This is a genomic window from Paractinoplanes rhizophilus, from assembly GCF_042664765.1.
GTDB lineage: Bacteria > Actinomycetota > Actinomycetes > Mycobacteriales > Micromonosporaceae > Actinoplanes > Actinoplanes rhizophilus.
The window spans coordinates 86,532-101,963 of the sequence record NZ_JBHTBJ010000029.1; the positions used below are offsets into that span (position 1 = coordinate 86,532).

The following is a 15,432-nucleotide window of genomic DNA, read 5'->3' on the forward strand; positions in this document are numbered from 1 at the left end:
CATGATCATTTCGCCCCGATCACTTCGCTTGGTTCGGCCGCCGCGGCACCTTCAGCACCTCGAACTGGTCGGTGTAGCCGCGCAGCGCCCCGCTGGGCGCCTCGTGCGCACCGCCGCTGGAGTCGGGCGCCATCGCGACCGGGACCTCGTCGACGGCCGGCTCGTCGGCGGCGTGCTTGGGCGTGTCGTCCGGCAGGCCCTTGGCGGCGCGCTTCGCGGCCCGCTTGGCCCGCCGCTTCTCCTTGCGGTTCTCCACCATGGTGTAGAGGGTCGGCACCAGCACCAGGGTGAGCAGCGTCGAGCTGACCAGGCCGCCGATGACCACAATGGCCAGTGGCTGGGAGATGAAGCCGCCCTCGCCGGTGAGGCCGAGCGCCATCGGCAGCAGCGCGAAGATGGTCGCGATCGCGGTCATCAGGATCGGCCGCAGCCGGTGCCGGCCACCCTCGATCACCGCCTCCTGCACGCCCATGCCCTGGGCCCGGTAGTGGTTGATCAGATCCATCAGCACGATCGCGTTGGTGACCACGATGCCGACCAGCATCAGCACGCCGATCAGCGCGGGCACGCCGAGCGCGGTGCCGGTGACCAGCAGCAGGATGATCGCGCCGGTCGCCGCGAACGGGATCGAGACCAGCAGGATGATCGGCTGGATCAGGCTGCGGAACGTCGCCACCATGATGATGAAGACGATCGCGATCGCGGCCAGCACGGCCAGGCCGAGCTGCTTGAACGCCTTCGCCTGGTCCTCGCTGACGCCGCCGATCGACCACGAGGCGCCGGCCGGCAGGGTGAGCGCGTCCAGCTTCTTGCGCAGCTCCGCCGTGGCCGCGCCGAGGTCGGAGCCGGTGGCCGTGCCCTTGACCGAGGCGCTGCGGTTGCCGTCGACCCGGGTGACCTGCTCGGGGCCGGCCACCTGCTGGACGTCGGCGACCTGGTCGAGCCGCACCACGCCCTTCGGCGTGGTCACCGGCAGGGCCTTGAGCGCGTTCGGGTCGGCGGGGGCGGCGCCGTACGACACCACCACGTCCTGGCTCGCGCCGTCGACCGTGATCTTCCCGGCCGGCGCGTCCCGGAACGCGGCGGCGACGGTCTGCCCGACCTGAGCATCGGTGATGCCGTACTGGGCGGCGACGTCGCGCTTCACCGAGACGTCGAGCCGCGGAACGCTGGCGGCCAGCGTGGTGGTCACGTCGGTGACGCCGGTGGTCCCGGTCATCGCCTCCTGGACCTGCTTGGTCGCCGTCTCGAGCACCTTCTGGTCGGCGGCCTGCACGTCGACCGAGAGCTCGCTGCCGCCGAGGCCCGAGCTGTCGGCGCCGACGGTGATCTCGCCGATGCCGCTCATCTTGCCGAGCCGGGCGCGCAGGTCGTCGCTGACCACCTCGGCATCCGCGTCCTCGGTGAGGCCGACCTGGAAGCTGGCCGTGCTGGCCCCGGAGGAGCCGGCGAACGGGTTGAACTCGCCGTTGCCCACCGTGACCTGGTACGTCTGCACGTCCTTGTCGCTCGCGAGCACCGCCTCGACCTGTTTGGCCGCCTCGTTGGTGGCGGCCAGGCTGGTGCCGACCGGCAGCTCCTGGGTGATGCTCAGCGAGTCCTGCCCGGACTCGTCCAGGAAGTTGGTCTTGAGCTGGCTGCCCAGGCCGAGCGTGAGGAACAGCACGAGCACGCCGATGGCCAGCGTGGTCCAGCGTCGCTTGGTGGCGAAGCGGATCACCGGCAGGTAGGCGCGCTGCAGCGGGCTGCGCAGTTCCTTCTCCTCGGCCGCGCGGCGGATCGCCCCGGGATCGGAGCCGGCCCCGGGCGGCCGGAGGAACCAGTACGCCAGCACGGGCACCACGGTCAGCGCCACCAGCAGCGACGCCAGCAGGGCGACCGTGACGGTGATCGCGAACGACGAGAAGATCTGCCCGACCAGGCCGCCGACCAGGGCGATCGGCAGGAACACGGCGACCGTCGTGAGCGTCGACGCGGTCACCGCGCCGGCCACCTCCCGGACGGCCGTGATGATCGCGTGGCTCTTCTCCTCGCCGTACTCGAGATGTCTCTTGATGTTTTCCAGGACCACGATCGAGTCGTCCACCACCCGACCGACGGCGATCGTCAAGGCCCCGAGGGTGAGCAGGTTGAGCGTGTAGTCGCCGGTCCACAGCGCGATCAGCGCGATCAGCACCGACAGCGGGATCGACACGGCCGTGACCAGCGTCGAGCGCACCGACATCAGGAAGACCAGGATGACGATCACCGCCATCACCAGGCCGAGCAGGCCCTCGGTGGTCAGGCTCTTGATCGAGCTCTGGACGTAGGGCGCCTGGTCGACCACGACGGTCAGCTTGGCGCCGGTGTCCTTCTGCAGCTGGTCGAGCTTGTCGCGGACCTCGGTGGAGATCTGCACCGGGTTGCCGTTCGGCTTCGCGGTGACCATCACGCCGAGGCTGTCCACGCCGTCGGTGCGGGTGTACGAGGTGGCGGCGGGCAGCTTGCTCTCGACCGTGGCGACGTCGCCGAGTTTGACCGGGCCGCGGCTGCCGGTGAGGTAGAGGCCCTTGAGGTCGTCGACCGACGTGATCGGGTTGCCGACCTGCACGTTGAGCGACTTGTCGCCCTCGGTGACCGAGCCGGCCGGGATCGAGGCGCCGTTGGCCTGCAGCACCGTGCCGATCGACTGCGGGTTGACCCCGGCGGCGGTGAGCTTCGCGACGTCCGGCGTGACGACGACCTGCTTCGAGCGGGCGCCGGTGATCGTGGTGTCGCGGACGCCCTCGATCGAGTTGAGCTCGGGCACCACGGTCTGGTTGAGCTTGGCGAGCAGATCGCTCTCGTCGGCGCCGCCGGAGGCCGCCAGCACGATCGCCGGGATGTCGTCGGTGCTGCCCGCGAAGATCTGCGGCTCGACGTTGTCCGGCAGGGTCGGCTGGATCCGGTTGACCGCGGTGGTCAGCTGGTTGACCGCCTGGTCGAGGTCGGTGCCGTAGACGAACAGCACGGTCACCGTGGCCGAGCCCTCGGAGGTGGTCGACAGGACGCTCTCGATGCCGTCGACGCCCTTGACCGCGTTCTCGATCGGCTCGGTGACCTGGTTCTGGATGATCTCGGGGCCGGCCCCGGGGAGCGCCGCGCCGACGAAGGCGGCGGGGAACTCGATCGACGGGAACAGCTGTTGCTTCAGCGATGGGATGGCGAACAGCCCGAAGCCGGTGATCACGATCGCGATCAGGGCGACGAGACCTCGGTTGGCAAGACTGAGCCGGGTCAGGAATGACATGGGCGCTCCCCCCGTTAAAGTTCGGCCTGCATGAATAGTTTGCCTGACGCGAACAAATGGTTTTCCGCCGGGTCGTTTTGATACCGTCCGGCCATCAGAGCGTCACGAAGAAGGGTCGGATTTGACCGGGAACGAACAGCTCATCGCGGACATTATGGGCGCTCAGGAGCGGCTCCAGCAGATGTTCGGGTACGACCGCTCGGATCCGCTCTTCTCGTCCCACCTGACGCTGTCGCAATTCAAGATCCTCTTGTTGCTCTCCCGGCACGGCAATGTATCGGGCGGCGAGCTGGCCCGGCTGCTCGGCGTCGGCCTGGCCGCGCTCAGCGGCATGGTCGACCGGCTCGTGCAGCAGGACCTGGTGGTGCGCAGCGAGGACCTGCACGACCGGCGGGTGCGCCGGATCGGGCTCTCCAGAAAGGGCGCCGAGCTCATCGGGAGCATCCTCAACGCCGGGGAGGCGAAGATGCGCTCGCTCCTCAGCCGCCTCTCAGACGAGGAGCTCGATCTCGTGGCGCGGGCGTCGCTGCTGCTGGTGAAGGCGGCCGAGCAGGAGGAGTCAGGCCAGGCCTAGCTCGCGGGCCGCGACCAGCACGTCGTTCTGAATGGTCGTCGGGGACGGCGCGGTCGAGATCGCCCACTCCGGGTCCTTGAGGCCGTGACCGGTCACCGTGCAGACGATGGTCGAGCCGGCCGGCACCCGGCCCGCCTGGGCCTGCTGCAGCAGGCCCGCCACGCTGGCCGCGCTGGCCAGCTCGACGAAGACGCCGACCTCGCGGGCGAGCAGGCGGTACGCCGTGAGGATCTCGCGGTCGGTCACCGCCTCGATCAGGCCGCCCGACGCGTCCCGGGCGTCGAGCGCCTTGGTCCAGCTGGCCGGGTTGCCGATCCGGATGGCGGTGGCGATCGTCGACGGCTCGGGCACGACCTTGCCGGTCACGATCGGGGCGGCGCCGGCGGCCTGGAAGCCGTACATCTTCGGAAGCTTCGAGGCGTTGCCCGACTCCTTGTCCTCGAGGTAACCCATCCAGTACGCCGAGATGTTGCCGGCGTTGCCCACCGGGAGGCAGTGGATGTCGGGAGCGTCGCCGAGCGCTTCCACGATCTCGAAGGAGGCGGTCTTCTGCCCGTGCAGGCGGAAGATGTTGACCGAGTTGACCAGCGCCACCGGGAAGTCCTGCGACAGCTTGGCGGCGAGCGCGAGGCAGTCGTCGAAGTTGCCGTTGACCTGCAGGAGCTTGGCGCCGTGCACGAGCGCCTGAGCCAGCTTGCCGAGCGCGATCTTGCCCTGCGGCACGAGCACCGCGCAGGTGAGGCCGGCGCGGGCCGCGTACGCCGCGGCCGACGCGCTGGTGTTGCCGGTGGAGGCGCAGATGATCGCCTTGGAGCCCTCCTCGACCGCCTTGGACACGGCCATGGTCATGCCGCGATCCTTGAAGGAGCCGGTCGGGTTGGCGCCCTCGACCTTGAGGTAGACGTCGGCGCCGACCCGCTGGGACAGCACCGGCGCCGGCACGAGCGGCGTGTTGCCCTCGTGCAGCGTGACCACCGGGGTGGCGTCGGTGACCGGAAGGCGGTCCCGATAGCGCTCGATCAAACCCCGATACATGGCCGACTCCTCACTCGTGCTGCTCAGACTGTCCCAGGGTGCCCGAGGGCGCCGAATCTTGGGACCGAATGCCCACTACTCGGGACGGTGGCTCACGGCTTCGACGTTGTTGCCGTCCGGGTCGCGGACGAACGCGCCGTAGTAGTTCTCGTGGTACTCCTCGTGGATCCGCGGCTCGTGCAGCACCTCGGCGCCGCCGGCCACGGCCGCGTCGAAGAACGCGTCGACCTCGGCACGCGACCGCGCCACGAACGCGATGTGCGACTCGCGGAAGCCGTCGCCCTCGGCCAGCTCGCTGATCCAGAAGTTGGCATGGCCGCCGGTGCCGTACCCGATCGCGACCTTGACGTCCATCAGCCGGCTGCCGCCCAGCGGCGCGAGCACGGCGTCGTAGAACGCCGCGCTCGCGGCGAGATCGGCACACTGAAACCCCACGTGGTCGAGCACGGCTCAGACTCCTCCCTCGACGCGCAGCACGCTGGCGATGGATCGCACGATGTCCAGTTGCGACAATGAGTCGACGGTCGCGGCCAGATTCGCGTCCGGGGCGCCGTGGGTCACGATGACCAGCTTCGCGTCCTCCTCGCGGCCGGACTGGCGGACCGTCGCGATCGAGACCTCGTGCCGCGCGAACACGCCCGCCACCGCGGCCAGCACGCCCGGCTTGTCGTCGACGTCGAGATTGATGTGATATCTGGTCACCGCCGCCCCGATCGGGCGGACCGGCAGGTGGGCGTAGTTGCTCTCGCTCGGCGCCCGGGTGCCGGAGAGCCGGTTGCGCGCGGCCGCCACGATGTCGCCGAGCACCGCGCTCGCGGTCGGCGTGCCACCCGCGCCGCGGCCGTAGAACATCAGCTGCCCGGCCGCCTCGGCCTCGACGAACACCGCGTTGAACGCGTCGCCGACACTGGCCAGGGGGTGACTGCGCGGGATCATCGCGGGGTGCACCCGCACGCTGACCGACTCGGCGCCGGTCTCGCCGGGGCCGCGCTCGGCGATGCAGAGCAGCTTGATCGTGCAGCCCATCTCCTTGGCGCTGGCCATGTCGCCGGCGGTCACCCCGGTCATGCCCTCGCGGAACACGTCTTCGGCGGTGACCCGGGTGTGGAACGCCAGCGAGGCGAGGATGGCGGCCTTGGCGGCGGCGTCGAAGCCCTCCACGTCGGCGGTGGGGTCGGCCTCCGCGTACCCGAGCTCGGTGGCCTCCTCGAGCGCCTCGCTGAAGCCGGCGCCGGTGGCGTCCATCGACGAGAGGATGAAATTGGTGGTGCCGTTGACGATGCCGGTGACCCGGGTGACCCGGTCGCCGTGCAGCGACTCGCGCAGCGGGCGCAGCAGCGGGATGGCGCCGGCCACCGACGCCTCGTAATAGAGGTCGGCGTTGCCCTCGGCGGCCGCGTCGTGCAGCGACGGGCCGTCCTCGGCGAGCAGCGCCTTGTTGGCCGTGACCACGCTCTTGCCGCCGCGCAGCGCCTCGACCAGCCAGGTGCGGGCCGGCTCGATGCCGCCGACCACCTCGACGACCACGTCGACGTCGTCGCGCTTGACCAGACCGAGCGCGTCGGTGGTGAACAGGCCCGCCGGGACCGGAAGATCACCGCGCGCGCGGCCGAGCCGCCGGACCGCGATGCCGACGATCTCCAGCGGCGCGCCGATCCGGGCCGTCAGGTCGGCGGCCTGATGGTGCAGCAGGCGGACCACTTCCGAGCCGACGGTGCCGCAGCCGAGCAGGGCCAGGCGGATCGGTTTACGCACGCTCATCCAACATCCAATGCGAGCAGGTCGTCCTCGGTCTCGCGACGCACGATCACGCGCGAGGCGCCGTCGCGCACCGCCACCACCGGCGGCCGAGGCACGTGGTTGTAGTTGCTGGCCATGCTCCGGCAATACGCACCGGTGCCCGGCACGGCGAGAAGATCTCCGGGCCGCACGTCCGCGGGCAGGAATTCATCCTTCACGAGGATGTCCCCGCTTTCACAATGCTTTCCCACGACGCGGGCCAGCATCGGCTCGGCGACGCTGGCGCGGCCGGCCATCGTGGCCGAGTAGGACGCGTCGTAGAGCGCGGTGCGGATGTTGTCGCTCATCCCGCCGTCGACGCTGACGTACGTGCGGATGCCGTCGACGTCCTTGACCGTGCCGACCTCGTAGAGCGTGAAGACCGCCGGGCCGACGATCGCGCGGCCCGGCTCGACCGAGAGCCGCGGCTTGCGCAGGTTGGCCAGCTCGCACTCGCCCTCGACGATCTTGTTGATCCGTTTGGCCAGGTCACCGGGAGTGGAGGGGTCGTCCTGGGTGGTGTAGGCGATGCCGAACCCGCCGCCGAGGTCGAGCTCCTCGAGCTCCACGCCGCGGGCATCGCGGATCTGGGCCTGCAGCTCGAGGACCCGGCGGGCCGCCACCTCGAAGCCGCTGGTGTCGAAGATCTGCGACCCGATGTGGGAGTGGAGGCCGCGCAGGTCGAGGACGCCGTCGTCGAGGATCTTGACGGCCGCCGCGAACGCCGCTCCGCCGGCCAGCGAGAAGCCGAACTTCTGGTCCTCGTGGGCGGTCGCGATGAACTCGTGGGTGTGAGCCTCGACACCGACGGTCACCCGTACGAGAACCTTTGCCCTTTTGCCCGTTTTCTCGGACAAATCGGTTAGGCGGGTTATTTCGTCGAAGGAGTCGACGACGATGCGGCCCACGCCGGCCTCTATCGCCCGGGACAATTCGGCCATCGACTTGTTGTTGCCGTGGAAGCCGATGCGTTCCGCGGGGAAGCCGGCTTTCAGCGCGACCGCCAGCTCGCCGCCCGAGCACACGTCGAGGAAGAGGCCCTCCTCGTGGATGATCTTGACGACCGCCTTGCACAGGAACGACTTGCCCGCGTAATAGACGTCCGCGTCGCCGAAGGCCGCCGCGAACTCCCGGCACCGCGACCGCAGGTCGGCCTCGTCGAGCAGATAGGCGGGCGTGCCGTGCTCGGCCGCGAGATCGGCGACGCTCACGCCGCCTATTTCCAACGACCCGGCGTCCGTGCGGCGCACGGTGCGTGGCCAGAGTTGCGGCACGAGGGCGTTGACGTCCTCGGGCGTACGCAGCCAGGCGGGCCCCCGCTGTCCCAGGTCGCCGTGCAGCGCCCCGGCCTCATGAGCTCGCATGCCCTACATCCTTTCGGGGGCCGAGACCCCGAGCAGGCCCAAACCGTTCGCGATCACCGTACGGGTGGCGTCGTTGAGCCAGAGCCGCGCCCGGTGCAGATCCGTGATCTCCTCGTCGCTCAGCGGCAGCACCCGGCACTTGTCGTAGAAGCGGTGGTACGCCCCCGCCACCTCCTCCAGGTACCGCGCGACGTGGTGCGGCTCGCGCAGCGCCGCGGCCCGGGCCACCGTCTCCGGATACTCCCCCAGGGCCTTGAGCAGCTCGTTCTCCTTCTCATGCTTGAGCAGCTCGGGGTGGAAGCCGGCCGCCTCGCCCCGGGTCAGGCCGACCTCGGCCGCGTTGCGGGCCACGCTCGCCGTACGGGCCGCGACGTACTGCACGTAATAGACCGGGTTGTCGTTGCTGGCCCTGGTCCAGACCGCGATGTCGAGGTTGATCGGCGAGTCGGAGGAGTAGCGGGCCAGCGCGTACCGGGTGGCGTCGACGCCCAGCGCGTCGACGAAGTCCTCCAGCGTGATGACCGTGCCGGCGCGCTTGCTCATCCGCACCGGCTCGCCGTCGCGGACGAGATTGACCAGCTGGCCGATCAGGATCTCCAGGTTGCGCGCCGGGTCGTCGCCGAAGCACGCGGCCATCGCCTTCATCCGGCCGATGTAGCCGTGGTGGTCGGCGCCCAGCATGATCACGACCCGGTCGAAGCCGCGCTTGCGCTTGTCGAGGTAGTAGGCGCAGTCGGCCGCGAAGTACGTCCAGTCACCGTCCGACTTGCGCAGCACCCGGTCCTTGTCGTCGCCGAACTCCGTCGTCCGCAACCAGGTCGCGCCGTCGGCGGAGAAGACGTGCCCCTGCTCGCGCAGCCGGTCGAGCGCCTCCTGCAGCTCGCCCCGGTCGTGCAGGTCCTTCTCGTTGAAGTAGGTGTCGAAGTGCACGCCGAACTCGGTCAGCGACTGCTTGATCTCGGCGAACATCAGCTGCACGCCCACCCGGCGGAACACCTCGAGCGCCCCGGCCTCGCTCAGCTCCAGCACGGCGGGCGCCTCGGCGCGGACCGCCGTGGCGATCTCGGCGATGTACGCGCCGCCGTAGCCGTCCTCGGGGGCGGGCTCGCCCTTGGCGCTCGCGTACAGCGACTTGGCGAACCGGTCGATCTGCGACCCGGCGTCGTTGAAGTAGTACTCCGTGCCGACCGTGGCGCCGGCCGCGCGCAGCAGCCGCGACAGCGCGTCGCCCACCGCGGCCCATCGCACGCCACCGATGTGCACCGGACCGGTCGGGTTGGCCGAGACGAACTCCAGGTTGATCCGCTCGCCCCGCAACGTGTCCGTATGCCCGTAATCCGCACCGGCGAGCACGATGTCCCGGGCCAGCACGCCGACCGACGCGGCGTCCACCCGGATGTTCAGGAAGCCCGGGCCGGCCACCTCGACCGACTTGATCCCCGGCTGCCGGCCGAGCTCCTCGGCCAGGCCCGCGGCCAGCTCACGGGGCGCCACCCCGGCTTTCTTGCCCAGCTGAAGGGCTAGCGTGGAGGCGTAGTCCCCGTGCTCGGGGTTACGCGGTCGCTCCAAGGACGTCGTCTCCGGCAGCGCCGTGACGTCGAGACCGCGGGTCTCGAAGACGGCACGAGCAGCTGAGAGAACGGTGGCAGCAAGGTTGGCGGGAGTCACTCAACCATGCTATCGGGGGTAGACTTTCGCACTCGGCGGCCACCCGAGCCCCGCCCTTCCGCTTCTTAACGAATCGACGAGGCACGATGAGCATGAGCACGCCGGGACCCGAGCGGGTCCCGTCCACCGTCAAGGTCGGCAAGACGACCGGCCAGGGCAAGCCGCCCGCCTCCGCCAAGAAGCCCGGTTCCGGCCCGGCGAAGAAGGCGGCTCCCGGCAAGGGCAAGGGTCGCAAGCCCGTCGCCCCGGTCAAGGTCTCCGGCAGCCGCAGCTGGGGCCCGATCGCGGTGATCGGCCTGGTGGCGCTCATCGCCCTCGGCATCATCGGCTTCGGCGTGTTCAGTGTCGTCAAGGGCTCCCGCACGTGGGAGGACAAACTCGCCGACATCAAGGGCGTGGTCGACTACCGGGCGCAGAAAAACCCGCAGATCGACGCCCGCGACCACAAGGACGGCACGCTGACGTACGTGACGAGCCCGCCCGTCGGCGGCGCGCACAACGCCTCCTGGCAGAACTGCTCCGGCGACGTGTACGACGCCCCGATCGCCAACGAGCACGCCGTGCACAGCCTCGAGCACGGCGCCGTGTGGATCACGTACAAGCAGGGCCTGCCCGCCGACCAGGTGGCCACGCTGGCCAAGAAGGTGCAGGGCCAGGACTACATGCTCATGTCGCCCTACGCCGGCCTCGACAAGAACGTGTCGGTCCAGGTCTGGGGATACCAGCTCAAGACCGACGACGTGAACGACAGCCGCATCGACGCGTTCATCAAGGACGCCCGCGTGAACGCCTCGATGGAGCCCGGCGCGGCCTGCTCCAGCGGCAACACCACCACCGGCCCGGTGACCGCGGCCGGCAACGGCTCGACGATGACCGGCAGCTGATGACCGTCTCCACCGACCCCGACGCGGCGGCCGAGGCCGCCGCGTCGATCAACGGCAGCCGGCCCCGCACCGGCCGGGGCTGGCTGCTCGTGGTCGCCGCGATCGTGGTCGGGGCGCTGCTCGGCCTCGGCGTCGGCCTGCTGGCCCCGCGCTTGTCCACCCCCGGCGACGACTCGGTCGAGGCCGGCTTCCTGCGCGACATGTCGACCCACCACGCCCAGGCCGTCGAGATGGCGATGATCGCCCACGCCGCCTCCGACAACCCCGGCGTCGTCACCCTCGCGGCCGACATCGCCACCACCCAGCAGGCCCAGATCGGCTACATGCAGGCGTGGCTGCGCGGCTGGAAACTCAGCCCGACCGGATCCAAGCCCGCCATGAGCTGGATGCCCAACTCGGCCGGCTCGCTGGTCAACGGCCTGATGCCCGGCATGGCGACGCCCGAGCAGCTGACCACGCTGCGCAAGGCCACCGGCAAGGACCTCGACGTCCAGTTCCTCACCCTGATGCGCCAGCACCACCTGGGCGGCATCCACATGGCCCAGGAGGCCATCGACCTCTCCGGCAACGAGGACGTCGACTGGCTGGCCGGCACGATGGTCACCGCCCAGCAGGGCGAGATCAACCTCATCGACGATCTCCTCAAGAAGATCCAGTCGTCGTAACCCCGTTGGCAGTGGTTCCGGGCGGCCTGCTAGGCTCTGGAACCACTGAGCCCCCGTAGCTCAGGGGATAGAGCGTCGCCCTCCGGAGGCGAAAGCGCAGGTTCGAATCCTGCCGGGGGCACGCTGTAGATCTGCAAAATCGCACCGTGATCGGTCGACGACTACGCGTAGAGGCGAAGTTCGTACTGACCTAGGTAGCTTCCGAGAACGGCCCCGGGCAGATGCCCTGGGCCGTTCTCGTTCGTCCGACCGCCAGCGCCGAGGCCGGCGCGAGCTCGTGGTCGCCCCGGGATGGTTGAAGTATGCCGGGGGTCGCGGTGTGGCCGCTGGCGCGTGTGTGTCATCGAGTTGCCATGCCTCGGCGGCACCCGTGGCCCCATTCGGTGGATTCTCGCCGTTCCGGGCGTGGCGCCACCCGTTCTCCGGCGGTGGCGCTCTGACACGTAGAGTGACCGGCTGGCGGGTGTGGGCCAGCACCTGTTGCAATGCGAGAGTTTCGTACTAGGTGGGCGGTTCATCTGATGGGACAGGGAACCAAGGGCTCGCCCCGGCTGACCGTGGTCGGGTCCGGGAATGCGGCGCGCGGCGGACAGGGGATCTGGGCGACGCTGCTCGATGGGACGGCCGCGACAACGGTCGGCGGTATCGTCGCTGGCGGGTTCGGTATCGAGGCGCTCAAGTCGTTGATGACGGGTGAGGGCGCCGGGCGCTGGTGGTTCTTCCTCGGGTGTGCTGCCGGTTTTGGGCTAGTTGTTCTCGGGTTCTGGCTTCGAGGTCAAGCGCGGCGTCAGGTGCGGGTAGGCATCGTGGTAACGGCGATGGACGCCCGGCGAGGGCTGGCGCGGGCACGTCAGCTTGACCAGCAGGCCGAGACGTTCAGTCGGGATACCTGCTCGGTCACCCTGAAGACGGACGCCGAGATGTCTGGCGACGGCACACGTGATCGCAATCTGATCGATCGCTTGGCGGACGAGACGCTCGTGGCGATCATGATGGCGGAGCGCCTGACGCCCGATGCGTCCCGTATCAACCTGATCCCCACGATGCCGTTGAATTCGGCCTTCTGGTTGGGCGCGAGATTGGGTTACACCCACGCCCGCGAGGTGACCGTGCACGCCATCCGTCAGGCCGATGGATCGCCGCCATACTTCCCGGCAACGTCCCTCCGCGCGGTGGAGTCGACCGCCGAGCCATTGATTCTGGAGCGCCTGGAGGCGGTTGACGGCGGCGATCGGACCAAGGTCGCGCTCGCACTTGATCTCCAGGGATTCGGAGACCAGTTCTCCGACCAGGTCGTCGCAGCGTGCCGCCAGCACGGCATCGGCTACGTGTTGAGGTTGCGTACCGCGACGGCTCGCCTAACCGAGAACGGCGAGACGTTCACCGGCGTTGTAGAGCAGACCTGCCGCGCCTGGCGTGCCGCCCCGCTGCCCGCCGAGGCTCGGACCGGCGATCACGCCATCTTCCTCAGCGGGCCAGTCGCCATCGCGGTGGCACTCGGTGCCCGCCTCGCGTCCCCGGAGAGGAACAAGTGGACCGCATTCACGTTCGACAGCGCGACCAGCACCTATGAGCCGTTTCCGCCGACCCCTGCCCCTTGATCGGGATCCAGCTCCTGATCGGCGACCAGCGGCGCGGAAATGTCATACCCCCGCCCTACTGTTGTGACGAGGTGCGGCTCCCGGTCAGGGGGCCGGGTGATGGCATTGCTCATGACCCGGTGATCGGCGGTGCCGCCGCGTATTCCGCAACGAGGGGGTTTGGTGAGTCTGAGCGAGGCGTTCGACGCCTTCCAGGAGAAGGTCGACGCGGACCCAACGCAGGTAACGGAGGCCCGCGCACGCCGCGACACGTTCAAGACCGCGCTCGGCGGCGAGGACGACGTCGACGAGGTTTGGGGTTCCGGGTCCTTGCGGCGCAGCACCCACATCGGGCCGAAGATCCACGACTTGGACCTCGTGGTGATCTTCGACTCGGCTCAGTACCCGGAGTGGGGGCAGCCCGGGGATTCGGCCGCCGAGGCACTGGATGTGCTGGGCGGGAAGGTCAACAGGCTGCTCGGCAAGACGAACGGCACCTTCGAGAAGCTGGTCCGCCTCGCGGACCCTCGCAACCACGCGGTGAAGTGCTTCATCGATCTGCCCGGAGACAAGGACGGCTTCACCGTAGACTCGATGCCCGCGTTGAGGCACAACGGGGCGTTGCTGATTCCCGAGAAGAAATCGAACCTTTGGGTGCCGGCCGACCCGATGTACCTCGTACAGGAGATCGCCAAGCGCAGCGCGGAGTGGACCTACTACCTCCGCATGATCCGCGTGCTGAGGCGATGGGCGCGCCGCGCCGAGGTCGACGGCAAGGTCAAGAAGCTGGTCATGGAGGTTCTGGGGCTTCAGTACCTGCCCGCCGGCTACTCCCGACCGGAAGCGCTGAGGCGGTTCTTCACGGCCGCGGCCATCGCAGTGGGCAACGGTCCGGTGGTCGACCCTGCGGGCCTCTGCGGTGAGATCCAATTGGATCTTGACTATGTGGGCCTGCGCAAGTCGTTGCTCAAGGCAGCGGACCTTGCCGACCAGGCATGCGAGGCGGCCGACCAGGGCCACACCGATGACGCCAAGCGGCTGTGGCGTGATGTGTTTGGCAGCGACTTCCCGGCCCCGAGAGGGAAGGTCAGCACCGGCCCGGCGCTGATCGTGCCGGCGGTGGCACCTCGTCGGATCAAGGATGCCCCGCAGGGCTGATCGTGACGAATCGTCGCAGCATCGAGCCGATCAGTTGGTGGGACGCCGAGCCGGACCGTCTCACTCAAGATCAAGCGGAGGTGTCGGCGCAATTTCCGGACCTTCGCTGGGCGCCGGAGGGTGCCGGCCGGTGGGAAGGGCGGCTGCCGATGTGGCCGCTCGCCCGGCCGGAGCCTCGGGGATTACCCGACCTGCTCGGCGGACAGGGGATGACAGTCGCGATCCTGTACCGGCAGGCATATCCGATGGTTCCCCCACGCATCTACCCTGTCGACCCGCGACCAGAGCCGCTCGAGTGCACGCAACACCGCTGGCATGTGCTGGGCGATGGGAGCCTTTGCCTGTACCAGACCGAGACCGCTTGGGACCCGAACGACTCGATCTGTGACCTGATCATCAAGGCCGCGGCGTGGCGCGTGGAGTACGCCCTCGTCAAGGCCGGAGCCATGGCCGTGATGACACTCAACGGTATCGTGAGCGACGACGCGCAGGACCACCTGATCACCCAAACCGCCACGTCGGGTAACACGGCGCCGAAGCCGATTGCCGAGGTCGAATGATCGGCCCGCTGCTGCTGTTGCCGCGAGATGCCGCCCGCCACTTGGAGGCCGCCGGCGCCGGTCGTCACGGAGTCATCCGGTTCAGGCACTCGTCCAGTGACAAGTCGGCGGTTGTCAGCTTTGTCCACAACGGCTCTGCCGGCTACCAGGTGAGCTTGCGACCGAAGCACCATCCGATGAACTGCGCCACCCCGGGCGGCGATGGCCTCTGGTGCAAGGTGCCGGCCGACCTTCACCTCGCCTGGTACGACATCGCCAGACGCCACGCGACGATGACCACGCTCGACGCCTTCAAGGGCATGCTCCCGATCACGCTGAAGGATCCGGGGAACACCGGATATGTCGTGCTGACGTACGCCCCGGAAGCCGCCGCCGCGCCGTACAACGAGGTGCCAATTCCAGTGTTCGCGGCCTGGTTCGTCACCCGACAAGGCGCCGAGCCGGCGCGGGTGGCTGTCGAGCCCGAGACAACAGGCATCGACCAGATTCGACCATTCTGGCCGGTGGAGGACTTGTCGAAGGTGACGGTCACCGTGATCGGGGTGGGAAGTATTGGCGGGGCGGCCGCCCGCTCGCTAGCCGGGTACGGCGTGGGCCGGCTACGGCTGTTAGACCCCGATCGTCTGATGTGGCACAACCTCGTCCGCCACGTGTTGCCGGATCTCTACGTCGGTCAATACAAAGTTGACGGAATGCGCGAGTTTCTCGGCGAACGCCACCCTGACACCTCCATTGAGGCTCACCATCTTGACGTCGTCGATCAAGCCGACCGGAATTTGTCAAGTCAAATTGAGACGGTTTGTGCCTCGGTTGTTGGCTGGTTGATCCAGGCTTTTTCGGGGAGCTGGGGTGCGCGGGGCCGGCGGGTGAACCGGTCGGGGTGCTGCGCGTAGGCGG

Annotated in this window: 13 protein-coding genes and 1 tRNA gene; 8 read left to right on the forward strand and 6 right to left on the reverse strand. The window is 69.0% G+C overall.

Annotation, left to right across the window (positions count from 1 at the left end; translation table 11 throughout):
- Positions 1-19 precede the first annotated feature (19 nt).
- Positions 20-3,268: an efflux RND transporter permease subunit gene (locus ACFQS1_RS29630; protein WP_378974708.1), complete on the reverse strand. Its 3,249-nt coding sequence runs from the start codon at positions 3,266-3,268 to the stop codon at positions 20-22.
- A gap of 121 nt (positions 3,269-3,389) precedes the next feature.
- Between ACFQS1_RS29630 and ACFQS1_RS29635 the strand changes: the two genes are divergently transcribed.
- Positions 3,390-3,842 (forward strand): MarR family transcriptional regulator, encoded by a 453-nt coding sequence (locus ACFQS1_RS29635; RefSeq protein ID WP_378974711.1) that lies wholly within the window; start codon positions 3,390-3,392, stop codon positions 3,840-3,842.
- On the opposite strand, the gene thrC is transcribed toward ACFQS1_RS29635, so the two are convergent.
- The 5 genes from thrC to argS all read right to left on the reverse strand — a co-directional run bounded on the left by thrC (position 3,828) and on the right by argS (position 9,688).
- Positions 3,828-4,877 carry a threonine synthase gene (thrC, locus tag ACFQS1_RS29640; RefSeq protein WP_378974714.1) on the reverse strand — a complete coding sequence of 350 codons (1,050 nt, stop codon included), beginning with the start codon at positions 4,875-4,877 and terminating at the stop codon, positions 3,828-3,830. The two genes, ACFQS1_RS29635 and thrC, sit on opposite strands and share 15 nt — an antisense overlap.
- Before the next feature lie 75 nt (positions 4,878-4,952).
- On the reverse strand, positions 4,953-5,324 hold the full coding sequence (locus ACFQS1_RS29645) for a VOC family protein (protein ID WP_378974717.1): 372 nt from the start codon (positions 5,322-5,324) through the stop codon (positions 4,953-4,955).
- A 3-nt stretch (positions 5,325-5,327) separates the two neighbouring features.
- Complete coding sequence (locus ACFQS1_RS29650; protein ID WP_378974754.1) at positions 5,328-6,620, reverse strand: homoserine dehydrogenase; 1,293 nt, start codon at positions 6,618-6,620, stop codon at positions 5,328-5,330.
- 14 nt (positions 6,621-6,634) lie between these two features.
- Positions 6,635-8,020 carry a diaminopimelate decarboxylase gene (lysA, locus tag ACFQS1_RS29655; protein ID WP_378974720.1) on the reverse strand — a complete coding sequence of 462 codons (1,386 nt, stop codon included), beginning with the start codon at positions 8,018-8,020 and terminating at the stop codon, positions 6,635-6,637.
- Positions 8,021-8,023: 3 nt separating this feature from the next.
- A complete protein-coding gene (argS, locus tag ACFQS1_RS29660) occupies positions 8,024-9,688 on the reverse strand; it encodes an arginine--tRNA ligase (protein WP_378974722.1) in 1,665 nt (554 codons plus the stop codon).
- Positions 9,689-9,774: 86 nt separating this feature from the next.
- On the opposite strand from argS, the gene ACFQS1_RS29665 reads away from it, so the two are divergent.
- From ACFQS1_RS29665 to ACFQS1_RS29695, 7 genes are all read left to right on the forward strand, one after another.
- Positions 9,775-10,572 carry a DUF3105 domain-containing protein gene (locus ACFQS1_RS29665; protein WP_378974725.1) on the forward strand — a complete coding sequence of 266 codons (798 nt, stop codon included), beginning with the start codon at positions 9,775-9,777 and terminating at the stop codon, positions 10,570-10,572.
- Positions 10,572-11,237 (forward strand): DUF305 domain-containing protein, encoded by a 666-nt coding sequence (locus ACFQS1_RS29670; protein WP_378974727.1) that lies wholly within the window; start codon positions 10,572-10,574, stop codon positions 11,235-11,237. Before ACFQS1_RS29665 ends, ACFQS1_RS29670 begins: the two co-directional genes overlap by 1 nt.
- Before the next feature lie 49 nt (positions 11,238-11,286).
- Positions 11,287-11,358 (forward strand) — tRNA-Arg (locus ACFQS1_RS29675).
- Between the two features lie 400 nt (positions 11,359-11,758).
- Entirely contained in the window at positions 11,759-12,838 is a 1,080-nt protein-coding gene (locus tag ACFQS1_RS29680; protein WP_378974730.1) for an SAVED domain-containing protein, read from the forward strand.
- Positions 12,839-13,000: 162 nt separating this feature from the next.
- Positions 13,001-13,975, forward strand: coding sequence for a hypothetical protein (locus ACFQS1_RS29685; protein ID WP_378974732.1), 975 nt, complete (start codon positions 13,001-13,003; stop codon positions 13,973-13,975).
- 2 nt (positions 13,976-13,977) lie between these two features.
- Complete coding sequence (locus tag ACFQS1_RS29690) at positions 13,978-14,535, forward strand: ubiquitin-conjugating enzyme family protein (protein ID WP_378974734.1); 558 nt, start codon at positions 13,978-13,980, stop codon at positions 14,533-14,535.
- Positions 14,532-15,428 carry a ThiF family adenylyltransferase gene (locus ACFQS1_RS29695; protein WP_378974736.1) on the forward strand — a complete coding sequence of 299 codons (897 nt, stop codon included), beginning with the start codon at positions 14,532-14,534 and terminating at the stop codon, positions 15,426-15,428. The genes ACFQS1_RS29690 and ACFQS1_RS29695 overlap by 4 nt, the downstream gene beginning before the upstream one ends.
- The last annotated feature ends 4 nt before the right edge of the window (positions 15,429-15,432 follow it).